The organism is Paraburkholderia sp. JHI2823 (assembly GCF_038900695.1).
In the GTDB taxonomy this organism is placed as follows: Bacteria; Pseudomonadota; Gammaproteobacteria; order Burkholderiales; family Burkholderiaceae; genus Paraburkholderia; species Paraburkholderia mimosarum.
In genome coordinates this window covers 91,345-104,967 of record NZ_JAYMRY010000002.1, presented here as the reverse complement: position 1 = coordinate 104,967, position 13,623 = coordinate 91,345, and the positions used below count along the sequence as shown (strand labels likewise).

General features: G+C 65.5%; 9 protein-coding genes. 7 read left to right on the top strand and 2 right to left on the bottom strand.

What is annotated here, in order from left to right:
• Positions 1-145: 145 nt before the first annotated feature.
• A complete protein-coding gene (locus VSR34_RS02995) occupies positions 146-1,963 on the bottom strand; it encodes a hypothetical protein (protein WP_342961829.1) in 1,818 nt (605 codons plus the stop codon).
• 766 nt (positions 1,964-2,729) lie between these two features.
• Between VSR34_RS02995 and VSR34_RS02990 the strand changes: the two genes are divergently transcribed.
• From VSR34_RS02990 to VSR34_RS02960, 7 genes are all read left to right on the top strand, one after another.
• Positions 2,730-3,725 carry a helix-turn-helix domain-containing protein gene (locus tag VSR34_RS02990; protein ID WP_028230115.1) on the top strand — a complete coding sequence of 332 codons (996 nt, stop codon included), beginning with the start codon at positions 2,730-2,732 and terminating at the stop codon, positions 3,723-3,725.
• A gap of 104 nt (positions 3,726-3,829) precedes the next feature.
• Positions 3,830-5,365, top strand: a complete 1,536-nt coding sequence (locus VSR34_RS02985; RefSeq protein ID WP_342961828.1) for a mannose-1-phosphate guanylyltransferase/mannose-6-phosphate isomerase — start codon at positions 3,830-3,832, stop codon at positions 5,363-5,365.
• A gap of 48 nt (positions 5,366-5,413) precedes the next feature.
• On the top strand, positions 5,414-6,805 hold the full coding sequence (locus VSR34_RS02980; RefSeq protein ID WP_342961827.1) for an undecaprenyl-phosphate glucose phosphotransferase: 1,392 nt from the start codon (positions 5,414-5,416) through the stop codon (positions 6,803-6,805).
• A 114-nt stretch (positions 6,806-6,919) separates the two neighbouring features.
• On the top strand, positions 6,920-9,151 hold the full coding sequence (locus VSR34_RS02975; protein ID WP_342961826.1) for a polysaccharide biosynthesis tyrosine autokinase: 2,232 nt from the start codon (positions 6,920-6,922) through the stop codon (positions 9,149-9,151).
• A gap of 91 nt (positions 9,152-9,242) precedes the next feature.
• Positions 9,243-10,361, top strand: a complete 1,119-nt coding sequence (gmd, locus tag VSR34_RS02970) for a GDP-mannose 4,6-dehydratase (protein WP_342961954.1) — start codon at positions 9,243-9,245, stop codon at positions 10,359-10,361.
• Between the two features lie 6 nt (positions 10,362-10,367).
• On the top strand, positions 10,368-11,327 hold the full coding sequence (locus VSR34_RS02965) for a GDP-L-fucose synthase (protein ID WP_028209484.1): 960 nt from the start codon (positions 10,368-10,370) through the stop codon (positions 11,325-11,327).
• 174 nt (positions 11,328-11,501) lie between these two features.
• Positions 11,502-12,854 carry a glycosyltransferase WbuB gene (locus VSR34_RS02960; RefSeq protein ID WP_342961825.1) on the top strand — a complete coding sequence of 451 codons (1,353 nt, stop codon included), beginning with the start codon at positions 11,502-11,504 and terminating at the stop codon, positions 12,852-12,854.
• A gap of 85 nt (positions 12,855-12,939) precedes the next feature.
• On the opposite strand, the gene VSR34_RS02955 is transcribed toward VSR34_RS02960, so the two are convergent.
• Complete coding sequence (locus tag VSR34_RS02955) at positions 12,940-13,605, bottom strand: hypothetical protein (protein WP_028230121.1); 666 nt, start codon at positions 13,603-13,605, stop codon at positions 12,940-12,942.
• Between the last annotated feature and the right edge of the window lie 18 nt (positions 13,606-13,623).

The following is a 13,623-nucleotide window of genomic DNA, read 5'->3' as shown; positions in this document are numbered from 1 at the left end:
TGCGAGGCACGCGGCACGTTCATGTGCAGTCTAGGCGGGCCGAAATGGCGTTGCACTGTCCACAGCCGCCTAAGTCTCGCTATCGTGGGCCAAGATGCCAGGCCCCGTTATTGGCGTCAACGGGCCCCGGCAGGCAGCGATGTGCTCAAGGCCTGGGCTTGATGTATCCCGCGGGCGTGACCGCATTGGCCTTGATGGCGTCGGCGTTGTCCGACACCACATACACGGGCGACTCGGTCAGGCGCAACGGGAGCATGCCATCGGTGTAGGTCATCGTGGTCGGGTTGCCCATCATGTCGAACACGCTCACCCGGCCCGAGCGTCCGCGCGCGTCCACCTGAAGCGTGTAGTTCGTCGCGCGCGTGGCGTCGAAGCCGCTCTTCGCACTCCAGCGCGCGTTGTCGTGGCTCCACAGCGCCGTGATGACCTTGCCGCCGTCCTGGCCTGCGACGGGCCGCGCGAACGCGTATGCCCACACGCCCGCGGGCGTGCCACGCAACGGCCCGAGCGTATAGGTGCCGTCAATTAGCCGCGTCATCGTGGCGACCGCGAGCGCGGCCGGCTTGGGGCTGATATTCGACGCGCCATACATGCCCTTGGGATGCTCGAGCTCGAAGAACACGCCATAGCCCGGCGTATTCTCCGGCATGTCCGCGCCGTAGAAGATGAACGTGGTGTCGGCGCCTTCGCCCAACAGGATCAGATGGGTGCGTGCGACGACCGCGCCTTGCGCATACAGCGTTTGCGCATCGGGGTAGTTCGGTGCGTAGTTCGTGCCGATGTCGTAGCTGATGCCCGTTTCGGTCACGAAGAGCGGGGCGCCGGGTTTGAGCACGTCGCGCATCGTCGCGCGCAGCTCCCGCATTGCCTCCGGCAGCGAGACCGTGCCCTTTTCCGGTGCGCCATAAAGGCGCTCGGGCGGATGCGAGGGGCTCGTGCCGAAGTCGTAATAGCCGTGAATCGTCACGCCGTCGATATATTTAGCAATGCCAAGTGGTGCGAATTTCTTCAGCCACTTCGTATTGCCATCGACGCCCGCATAGGTCGGCCCCATGATGATCGCGGAAGGGTCGCTCGAGTGTATGCCCTCGTAGATGGCCTTGTAGAGTTCGACGAAATGGACGTCGCTGTCTTTCCATGGCAGGCCGCCGTCCGCGTCGGGCTCCCATGTGACCTGATAGTAGTTGTGCGCCTGGCGCGGGAAGACCTGCGCGCGCACGCGTGCGGATTCCGCGCCTACGCGCGCCATGTAGTCTCGCAGCTGCGCCGCGGACGATGGCGCGTAGCTGTGCGTTTCCTCCCCATTCGGACTTGCCCATGCGGGGACGCCATCGAGCGTGATCAATCGCATGATGTCGCCGGGCTTGAACGACAGATCGAGCTGCGAGGCGGTGGCGTCGAATGTCCTGGGGCCTTTGGGCTCCATGACGTACCAGCCGCGCTTGTCGTTGGCCCACGCGAGTCCCAGATCCGTGTAGAGCGGCCGCAAGCCGTCGCCGCCGCAGCAGTGCTGGCCGGGCGCAATATATGCGGAACCTTGTCCGCCGAAGCGATGCAGATCCTCGTGCGCGAAGGCGGGAGCGGGAAGTGCCGCGCTCACGTCGGGCAATACGCCGAAGGTCGTGATGCCTGCCGGCCGTGTGCCGCGCTGGGGCAAACCCATAGAGGGCTCGGAAGCCAGTGCCGCAGAAAACGCGAAGTAGCCCGCCTGCGGCATCGTGCAGGCGAGCCACGTGACACGCGGTCCGGCCGCCACTGCAAAGCTGCCGCTTGCCTGCGGGCGGCTCCACGCATCGGCGAGCTGCCATTGCACCTTGTCGTCACGCACAGCACGCGTGGTCACGACGATACGCACCCCCTTGCCGCGAGGAAAGAGACGCGTGCCGTCGCTGCCGGGCGTATCGGCCGAGATGAGGTCATTGCCGTCGTCGGTCGCCGCGCTGCTGGCGACGCTACGGCACACGGGCCCCTCTGCGGCGCGGCAAGGTGGCGCCGCGAGCAAGGCCACGAGTGCAAGCAGGGCGGCAGGCACCACTATTGCGCATAAGGGACGCGCTGAAGGCGAGTACGGAAGTATGGATGCAACGGCCAGGAGCGGTCTCATTGGCGGGTTCCTCGCAAGGGAAAGGCTAAGCCTAGTTCCTCGCAGACGTCATTCGCCGCCAGCGTCCAGGCAATTTGCGCAAAGTTTTCTAAAAGATGTGCTTGCGAGTTGTGCACCGCTCGCAGTGCGCGTTCATATAAAACGGCTCTCTGTGAATTTTTTTATTGTGCGGCGCAAACAGGATTTAATGGGTTTAAAATGCGCTTCGCGTGCTGGAAATCGGTGCTCGAGGCTTCTTAAAGGTCTTTTAATCAGACGAATAGGCGCGCAGTCTTTTATTGCCCGCCTGGCTTCCATCCCTTGCGTTTGCATCGATCGGAAGACGCCGAACGATTCGTCGTAGTAAAGGCGAAAATACCGTGCTGCAAGGTTTGCCGGCATTTTTGCCTGGTCGATGTAATCGAACAAATTATTATTCAGATGGTTTTGCTTCCTGTAACGAGGCAGGGTGCGCAGGCTTCAAATCGGTCCGCGACCGGACTGAATGCGCCAATGTCTCGCCAGTTTCGGTCAGTCATCGTTGCAGCGATTTTTATCTGCATATGATGCACTGCACACGGAATGCTATCGAAATGCTATTACCGCGACTTTTCGCTTGGTACGGGGGATTGTTTAGGGGAAAAGCATGGCGTACGCAAGTCTGGATTTGCCGTCGTTCAGTCGCCCGCATCTGGTTACCGCGGGTATCAGCCGGGAGGTGCGTCACGTTGCAATCCTGTTGTTCGATGGTTGCTCGTTGCTCGGTGCAGGGATCGTGGCCGAAGTATTTCATGTCGCCAACGAACTCTCTACCGACACCACTCGCAGCTCACCCTACGATGTAAGCATCCTTTCAGCCGATGGCGGCAACGTAACCTGTTCGTCATCGGTGCGTGTCTGGACGGACGGACTCGATGCGCGTCACTACGTCGGCTTCGACGCGCTCTTCGTGGCGGGCGGCAAAGGCGCCTACGCGGCGGCCAATGACGAGCGCCTGATCGCATGGCTGCGTCGCGTGCATGCGAACACCGGCACCATTCGTCCGATCGGTGAAGGTCGTTCGTTGCTCGAAGCGGCGAGCCTGTGCAGCCAGCGCTCGCAACACGAGTTCGGCTCCTTTGCGATGCAGACCGGCCGCGACGAAGCGGGCGGCGACGCCAGCGACCGGCTCGAATCGATGAAGAGCGCGCTCACGCTCGTCAAACGCGATCTGGGTGTCGATGTTGCACGCGCCGTAACGGAGCGCCTCATGCCCGATTCGGGCGGCAACCTCCTGCCGTTCCTCGGCGATGCGCTTGGCAGCGCACCTGCCGACAAAGTGCGAGCGGCGGCGCGCTGGCTGCAGGAAAACTGTCAGCGCGCGATTTCGATCGCCGACGCAGCCCAGGTCGCGGCGATGAGCGAGCGCAACTTTCTGCGCCGTTTCAAGCTGGAGATGGGCATCACGCCATCGGACTACCTCTTGCATGCGCGTCTTGCGATCACCTGCAGCCTGCTTACCGATTCGGAATTGCCGGTCGACAAGATCGCGCGCCGCACCGGCATGGGCAATGGTGACCGCCTCGCCAAGATCTTTCGCAAGCGCATGATGATTTCGCCTACCGAGTACCGCGAGCAAAGCCGCCGCGAAGCCGGCGTATAGAGGCTCATCTCGTAACGCCGCGGTAACAACGGTCGCACTTCGTTACAAAGAGGTCGCTCGTCGCAAAGCCGGGTTGATCTTGCCCGATATGAAGGAGTCCGAATATGAATGAAAGGTCGCCGATTCATGAGGGACACGCTAAGGCTCATGCCGAAGGCGAGCCGGGCACAGCGCGCGAACAGGATGCGGCGTGCACGCGCATCGTGCCCGTGGTGTTGGCGGGCGGCTCGGGCACGCGCCTGTGGCCGATGTCGCGCGAGCATTTCCCTAAGCAGCTAATTGGTGTGGTGGGTAGCGATACGCTGCTGCAGGCGACCGTGCACCGGCTCGACGGCTTTTCGCCCGAGTGGCAGGTCGCGAGCGCGCCGATCGTCGTATGTGGTGAAGACCATCGCTTCGTGATCGCCGAGCAGTTGAGTGCGTGCGGCATGGAAGCGCGTCTCGTGGTCGAGCCCGCGCGGCGTGATACGGCGCCGGCGCTGACGCTGGGCGCGGCGCTTGCGTGCGCCAACGGCGACGACGCGATTCTCATCGTAATGCCCTCCGATCACGCGATCGCCGACGTGGGCGCCTTGCAGCGCGCGCTCGAATGCGCCGCGCGCCACGCGCAGCGCGGTGCAATCGTCACGCTGGGCGTGCCGCCGCGTTCACCCGAGACCGGGTTTGGCTACATCCGCATCGGCGAGGCGATTGCGGACGGCGCGCATCGCATCGACGGCTTCGTCGAGAAACCGGCGCCCGAAATCGCGGCGCAGTATGTCGCACACGGCGGCTACTGGTGGAACAGCGGCATCTTCGTGATGCGCGCGAGCGTATGGCTCGACGCGTTGCGCGCGTTGCAGCCCGACATGCATGCAGCGTGCTTTGCCGCCTTTGTCGACGGCGAGCACGACGGCGCGGTGTTTCGGCCGGCGCTGGAGGCCTTCAAGGGCACCCCCGCGGACTCGATCGACTACGCGGTGATGGAGCGCCTGTCGGGCAGCAACGGCTGGACGCCCGAGGGTGTGGTCGTGGCGCTCGACGCCGGCTGGACCGACCTCGGTTCGTGGGACGCCGTGTGGGCCGCGATGGAGAAGGACGAGGCCGGCAACGTAGGGCGCGGCCGCGTGGTGTTCGAAGGGGCGCTGGCGACCTACGCGCACTCGGACGGACGGCTCGTGGCGTGTGTGGGCACCTCGAACCTCGTCGTGGTCGAGACCGCCGACGCGGTGCTGGTAGCCGACCGCTCGAAGGTGCAGGACGTGAAGGCGCTCGTCGCGCGCATCAAGGCCGACCGCGCGCCCGAGGCGGATTCGCACCGCAAGGTTAGGCGCCCGTGGGGCTTCTACGATTCGATCGATCGCGGCGAGCGCTTCCAGGTCAAGCGCATCGTGGTCACGCCGGGCGCACGGCTCTCGCTGCAACTGCATCACCATCGCGCAGAGCACTGGACCGTGGTGCGCGGCACCGCACTCGTCACACGTGGTGAGGAATCCTTTCTGTTGACGGAGAACGAATCGACCTACATTCCGCTCGGTGTGCGCCATCGGCTGGAAAACCCGGGCAAGGTGCCGCTCGAAATCATCGAGGTGCAGTCCGGAGCGTACCTCGGTGAGGACGATATCGTCCGCATCGACGACACCTACGGCCGCTGCGGTTGAGCAGGGCGGCACGAGCCGCCAGGCAGGATAGGGACAAAGGGAGAGAGCATGCGCGAGCTACAAAATTTGATGGCAAGAGTGCTCGACGTGGCCGCCGTGATGATCGGCGCGAGCGTGGCATCCGAGATTCGCTTCAACGATGTCGTGCCGCGCGGCGTGAACGAAGCTTTCGTGCTGCTCGCGGCCGCGTTCGCGCTCGTGATCTTTCCGGCGTTCGAGCTTTATCAGTCATGGCGCGGCCGCTCCAAGGCGTTGCTCGCGGGCCAGGTATCGCTCGCGTGGCTCGTGGTGCAGGGCTGCGCGCTGATTTCCATGTATTCGACGATGCACCACGTCGACGCCGTTTCGCGCCTGTGGTTCGCGTACTGGACCGCAGTGGCCGGCGGCCTGCTCATTACGTGGCGCGTCGCGGCGCACGGCGTGCTTGCGCACGTGCGCCGCGCCGGCCTGAATCTGCACCAGGTCGCCATCGCGGGCTCGGCCTCGCAATGCGACGAGATCGTGCGGCGCATCGATGCGGAGCCCGGCTCGGGCTTTCGCCCAGGCGCGCTCTACAACACGATGCCGCAAGCGGCCACGCCCGCGAGCGCGAAAGCGGCCCCGGTGTGCGAGACGATCGAGTCGTTCGCTCAGTACATCCGCGAGCACGACGTGCACGAGTTATGGCTCGCCCTTTCGCTCGCGGAGGAGCGCACGGTCGTGAGGCTCGTCAACGAGTTTCGCAACGACCTCGTGAATATCCGCTTCATACCGGACGTGCGGTCGCTGGCGCTCTTCGATACCAGCAGCGTGATCGAACTGCTGGGCGTGCCTGCGATCAATCTCGTGGCGTCGCCGCTGCCCGCGAGCGCGCAGTTCAAGAAGGCGATGTTCGATCGTGTATTCGCGTTGCTGGCGCTCGTGAGCCTCATGCCGCTGCTCATAGGCATAGCGATTGCGGTCAAAGTGAGTTCGCCGGGGCCGGTGCTCTTCAAGCAGCGGCGCAAAGGCGCCGATGGCCGCGTCTTCACGATCTACAAGTTCCGCACGATGCGCGTGCACAAGGAGGCGCCCGGCACGGTTAGCCAGGCGACGCGCCACGATCCGCGCGTGACGCGCATCGGCGCGTTCCTGCGCCGCACGAGCCTCGATGAGCTGCCGCAGTTCTACAACGTTCTGCGCGGGGACATGTCGGTGGTCGGTCCGCGGCCGCATGCGCTGGAGCACGACGATCTCTATCAGAGCGTGGTGAAGGGCTACATCCACCGCTATCGCATCAAGCCCGGCATTACCGGCTGGGCGCAGGTCAACGGCTTTCGCGGCGAGACCGACCGCCTCGAAAAGATGGAGATGCGCGTCGCGCACGATTTGTATTACCTCGGCCATTGGTCGTTCTGGCTCGACATGCGCATCATCGCGGCCACGATCGTTCACGGGCTGGTTGGCCGCAACGCGTACTGAGCGCCGCGGCGCGCTCATTCGACGGTTCGTCAAGACGCGTGAGAGCGGGCAACAAGAGCGAGTAGCACAAGAAGGCAACACAAACGAGCAACACCAGGTTTCGGGAGAAGCAAGATGGCGATGAATTATGACGGCGCTTACTACGGCGCAGCAGGCGCCGACGAGCGATATCTGGGCGACTACCTTCAGACGATGGTTGCCAACTGGCGCGCGATCGCAATCGTGACGGTCGCCGTCACGTTGCTGGGCGCAGCCTACGCATTCCTGGCCACGCCGACCTATCGCGCCGACGTGCTGTTTCATCTCGTCGACAAGGGCGACGGCAGCAAGCGTGACACCAGCCTGCCGCCGCTCACGGGCATGTTCGAGGAGAAGTCGTCGCCCAACGGCGTGATCGAGATGCTGAAGTCGCGCAACGTGACCGAGGAGACGGTGCGCAAGCTGCATCTGGACATTTCGGCGCGGCCGCGCGTCATGCCTGTGGTCGGCAACATGCTCTCCGGCATCCTGGGCGCGCCCTGGGCGCAAAAGCTGCCCGGCTTCCTGCGCCCGTCCGGTTACGCGTGGGCCGGCGGCGACATCACGGTGTCGCGTTTCGATACGCCCGAAGCCCTCTACGATAACGACTTCACGCTCGTCGCCGGCGACGAGCCGGGCACGTTCACGCTGCGCGACCCCGACGGGATCCCGCTGCTGCAAGGCCGCGTTGGCGAGGACGTGCAGGCCAACACCTCGGTCGGGCCGATCGCGCTGCACGTGGACAGTCTGAGCGGGCCCCCGGGCACGCCTTTCCTGCTCACGCGCGCATCGACGCTCACCACGGTCGACCGGCTGGAGCGTGCGCTCGACATCCAGGAGGTCGGGCTGCAGTCCGGCGTGATTCGCGCGAGCCTCGAAGGCCACGACAGCAAGCGAACCGCCGCGATCCTCAACAACGTGGCGCAGGAGTTCATCAAGCAGGACATCGCGAGCCGCTCGGCGGAAGCCGAGCACATGCTCGCCTTCCTCGACGACCAGTTGCCGCAACTTCGCGCACAGGTGGACGCCGCCGAGCAGAAGTACAACAAGTTCCGTAACGAGCACGGCACGGTGGACCTCGGCGAAGAAAGCCGGCTGCTGCTCCAGCAGGTGAGCGACAACAAGATCCGGCTCGAAGACCTGCGTCAGCAGCGCGCCGAACTCGCGCAGCGCTTCACCGAGCATCACCCGGCCGTGCAGTCGCTCGACGCGCAGATCGGGACGCTGCAAAGCGCGCAGTCGCAGCTCACGCGCAATGTGGCGCAACTGCCCGACACCGAGCAGACCGCGGTGCGACTTCTGCGCGACGTGCATGTGAGCACCGAGCTTTACACGAGCCTCCTGAACAGCGCGCAGCAACTGCGCGTCGCGCGGGCGGGGCAGGTCGGCGACGTGCGCGTGGTCGATTTCGCCGAAGCGCCCGATGACCCGGTGCGCCCGAAGAAGCTGATCGTGATCGCGATCGCGATCGGTGCTGGGCTCGTGCTCGGCGTGCTGGTCGCGTTCGTGCGCAAGTCGCTGTATGGCGGCGTCGAGCGGCCGGACGAACTCGAAGCCGCGCTCGGCGTGCCCGTGTTCGCCGTGGTCCCGCGCAGCCCGCAGCAACTGCGGCTCCAGCATCACGTCACGTCGCGCCGGCGCGGCCTGCACGTGCTCGCGCAGCAGAACCCGCAGGACGTGGCGGTGGAGGGCGTGCGCAGCCTGCGCACCTCGCTGCAGCTCACGCTCAACGACGCGCGCAACAACATCGTGATGCTCACGGGCTCGCGGCCCGACATCGGCAAGTCGTTCCTCTCGGTCAATCTCGCGGCACTCGTCGCGTCGGTGAACAAGCGTGTGCTGATCGTCGACGGCGACATGCGGCGCGGCGATGTGCACTCGCACTTCGGCATTGCGCATCAGCCGGGGCTCTCGGACGTGCTGCTCGGCGCGGACCTGAACCGCGCGATCCAGCGCGACGTGCTACCGGGCCTCGACGTGCTCGCGAAGGGCTCGCTGCACTCGCACCCGTCGGAGCTGCTCATGAGCCCGCGCTTCGAGTCGCTGCTCGACGAGCTCAAATCGAAATACGACCTCGTGATCGTCGATACGCCGCCGGTGCTCGCGGTGACCGACTCGACCGTGATCGGACGCTACGCGGGCACGACGCTCCTGGCGATCCGCCACGGCCGCCATCCGATTTCGGAGCTCGAGGAGACGGTCAAGCGCCTGCGCATCGGCGGCGTGAACCTGCGCGGCGTGCTGCTCACCGACGTGCCGAAGACGGGCGCGTTCATCGGCGGCGGCTATCGCGGCGGTTACTACGGCTATGAAAGCATTGCAGGGTAGGTAGCGGCAGATTGGCGGGCCGTATAGGGGCGGCTCGCCGATGTTTGAACCACCAGTCCCATTTCTCGCACGCGAGGAGAGAACGATGGCAATGGCTCGTAAGGTTGCGTTGATTACCGGCATCACCGGTCAGGACGGTTCGTATCTCGCAGAACTGCTATTGAACAAGGGCTACGAGGTGCACGGCATCAAGCGGCGCTCCTCGCTCTTCAATACGGACCGCATCGATCACCTGTATCGCGACATCCACGACTCGGAAGCGGGCATTCAGCTGCACCATGGCGAAATGACCGATACCACGGCCCTGTTGCGCGTGATCCAGGAGATCGCGCCCGACGAGATCTACAACCTCGCCGCGCAGAGCCACGTGGCCGTGTCGTTCGACGAACCGGAGTACACGGCCAACGCGGACGGTCTCGGCACGCTGCGCATGCTCGAGGCGATCCGCATTCTCGGCCTCGCGAAGAAGACTCGCTTCTACCAGGCTTCGACCTCGGAACTGTATGGGCTCGTTCAGGAAGTGCCGCAGCGCGAGACCACGCCGTTCTATCCGCGCAGCCCGTATGCGGTCGCGAAACTGTTCGCGTACTGGACTACGGTGAATTACCGCGAGGCGCACGGCATTTACGCGTGCAACGGCATCCTCTTCAATCACGAGTCGCCGCAACGCGGCGAGACATTCGTCACGCGCAAGATCACACGTGCGATTGCGCGCATCGCAGTCGGCCTGCAGAAGGTGCTGTATCTCGGCAACCTGTCGGCCATGCGCGACTGGGGCCATGCGCGCGACTACGTCGACATGCAGTGGCGCATGTTGCAGCAGGAGCAGCCCGAAGACTACGTGATCGCGACGGGCGTGCAATACAGCGTGCGCGATTTCGTGCGTGCCGCGGCGGCGGAACTGGGCATCACGGTGCGCTTCGAGGGCACCGGCGTGGACGAAGTGGGCGTTGTCGACCACGTGGACTCGCGAGATACGCGGCTCGAAGCGGGGGATGTGATCCTGCGCGTCGACCCGCGCTACTTCCGCCCGGCCGAAGTGGAAACGTTGCTCGGCGACGCTTCCAAGGCGCAGGAGAAGCTGGGCTGGAAACCGGTCACCACGTTTCAGGCGCTCGTCAAGGAAATGGTACGGGCCGACTACCAGTCTGCCCGGCGCGACGCGCTCGTCACACTGGCCGGCTTCAGGGCTCTCGAACATCATGAGTGAGATGCAATGGACAAGAACTCCCGAATCTTCGTTGCCGGCCACCGCGGCATGGTGGGCTCGGCGCTCGTGCGCGCGTTGCAGACGCACGGCTACTGGAATCTCGTTACGCGTACGCACGCGGAGCTGGATCTGACGGACCAGGCCGCGGTCGATGCGTTCTTCGATGGCGAGAACATCGACGCGGTGCTGCTCGCCGCCGCGCGCGTGGGTGGCATCCTCGCGAACTCCACGCAGCCTGCCCAATTCGCCTGGGACAACCTGGCGATCGAGACCAACGTGATCCGGGCGTCGTACAACGCGGGCGTGGAGCGGCTGGTGTTTTTCGGCTCGTCGTGCATTTATCCGCGCGAGTGTCCGCAGCCGATTCGCGAGACTTATCTGCTGACGTCGCCGCTGGAGCCGACCAACGAGGCCTACGCGATTGCGAAGATCGCGGGCCTCAAGCTCTGCGAAGCGTACAACCGCCAATACGGCACGCATTTCGTATCGCTCATGCCGACCAACCTCTATGGCCCCAACGACAACTACGACCTCGGCAGCAGCCATGTGCTGCCCGCGCTGATCCGCAAGGCGCACGAGGCGCGCACGAACGGCCAGCGCACGCTGACTGTCTGGGGCTCCGGCAGGCCGCGCCGCGAGTTCCTGCACGTGGACGATCTCGCCGATGCGACGATCTTCGTGCTGGAGCACGAGACCGGCGACGGCGTATACAACGTGGGCGTCGGCGAGGATCTGTCGATCCGCGACCTCGCGCAGCGCGTGTGCGACGTGGTCGGCTTCGAAGGCGAACTGGTGTTCGACTCGACGAAGCCCGACGGCACGCCGCGCAAGCTGCTCGACGTGTCGCGCCTGGGCGATCTGGGCTGGCACGCACACATCGGCCTCGAGGAGGGGCTCGCCCGCACCTACGACGACTTTCTTCACACGCATGCCGCGCCGGCGTACGAGGCGGGCATGCGCGCTTGACAGGTTGACAGGCCTCTCCGGCTTGCAGGATGGGTCGAGCGTCCGATTGATTGGCGGTGGGCGTCGTGCGCGGACCGGATGCTCGACGCCCGCTTTTTTTCGCTCGGCGCGCGAGACGAAATAAAGCGGAATACAAGCGGGGCATACAAGCAGTTCAGGGACGGAAGCGACGCAATGAGAATCCTGATCTACGGACTGAACTACGCGCCGGAAGTGACAGGCGTGGGCAAATATACGGCCGAAATGGCGGAGCTGCTCGCCACGCGCGGCCACGAGGTGCGCGTGGTGTGCGCGCCGCCTTATTACCCGCAGTGGCGCGTGCACGAGGGCTATCGTGCGTGGCGGTACAAACGCGAAACGCTTGGCGGCGTGGGCGTGTGGCGTGCGCCGCTATGGGTGCCTTCGAGGCAGGGCGGCCTCAAGCGCATCGTGCACCTGGTGAGCTTCGCGCTCACATCGCTGCCGTTGCTCGCGCGGCTCTCGGCGTGGCGGCCGCAGGCCGTCATGCTGATCGTGCCGACGCTCTTCTGCGCGCCGGGCGCTCTCCTGCTCGCGCGCGCGGTCGGCGCGAGCAGCTGGCTCCATATTCAGGACTTCGAAGTGGACGCGGCGTTCGATCTGGGCCTGCTGCAGGGCGGCGCGTCGCGACTTGGGCGGGCGGCGCGCGCGGGCGAGCGTGCGCTCTTGCGCCGCTTCGACGTCGTATCGTCGATCTCGTCGCGCATGGTCGAGCGCGCGATCGACAAGGGCGTGGACCCATCGCGCGCCGTGTGTTTGCCCAACTGGGTCGACACCCATGCGATCTTCCCGTTGCCGTATCCGAGCCTGTTCCGCCGGCGTCTGGGCATCTCCCAGGAGAACACCGTCGTGCTCTACTCGGGGAACATGGGGGCGAAGCAGGGCATCGAGATCCTCGCCGATGTCGCGACGGCGCTCGCCGGGCGGTTCGACATCAGCTTCGTGTTTTGCGGCGACGGCGCGGCCAAGCGCGAGCTGATCGCGCGCTGCGAGCCGCTGCGCAACTGTCACGTGCTGCCGCTGCAGCCGGCTTCGATGCTCAACGAGTTGCTCAACGTCGCCGATATTCACGTGCTGCCGCAGCGCAACGATGCCGCCGACCTCGTGATGCCGTCGAAGCTGACCGGCATGCTCGCGAGCGGCCGCGCGGTGGTCGCCATGGCACGGCCCGGCACGAGCCTCTTCGACGTGGTGTCGAACCACGGGGTCGTGGTGCCGCCCGAGGACGGCAACGCACTCGCTGCGGCGATCGCCGCGCTGGCCGACGATCCCGAGCGGCGCGCGGCGCTCGGCCGTACCGCGCGCCGCTACGCGAAGCGCATGCTGTCGCCGCAATCCATCTTCGACGCGCTCGAAGCGAGGCTATCCGCGCTCGCCGGCGAGGCGCTCGAGCCGGCCGGCGCGCCGCAGCCCGCAACAAGCGGCGGCGCCGCTTCGGCGCGCGAGCCCGCGCATGCGGCTGGCAAAGGCGGGTCGACGTTGCCGGAGATCGAGCAGTACGACGTGTGAGCGCGCGAAAGCGTGACGACGGCACCGTCTGCCCAGCGACGGGGCGGCGGCGTCGCGAGCCTCATCGGTCGCCGCGCACGACTGGCTACCAGGGTGATTTATAGAGTGTGGCGTTGGGCTCGTCCGGCGATCCGTACGGACTGCCGTACGGATTGCCATAGACCTGCGCAGTCGGCGAGGTTTGGCTGGCGCCGTAGTCGTAGCCGGCGCTCGCATGACGCCCGCCGGTGCCGGCGGCGTTCCTCGCCACCGCGTTGCCGGCGCGCGACTGACCGTTCGCGCCGATCCTGCTGTGACTCCGGACACCTCCGCCCGCGCTTCTCGACGATGCGTCCGAGCGGGCGTCCCTGCCCCCCGAGCCGCTGGCATCGCTCGCCGGTTTATCCCCTGGCGGGACGACATGCATGTGCTTTTCGTTCGTGAGCGCGTCTTCGGCGTCTTCTGGCGAGGCGCCGTCGCTGGCGTACGGGTTCGCGCTGTAGGGGTTGCCGGAGGAACGCGGGCCGCCGAGCAAGCGCTGTTCGTCGAATTTTTGCCGGCTCGCGGCGGACGACAGTGTGTCTCCCCGATCGCTCGACGAAGCGGACGAGGCCGTGTCCGGGGCGCGCTGCGCAAGCGCCGCGCACGGCCATGCGGCGCACGCGGCTTGCAGTGCGGCGGCGAGCACGTAGGGCGCGGCGCCCCTGAACGTGCTTCGCGCGTGCGCCGCGTGAGCGATGGGCGGGAACTGGCGACGATCAAAACCGGGCATGGTGTCTATCCTGCGCCG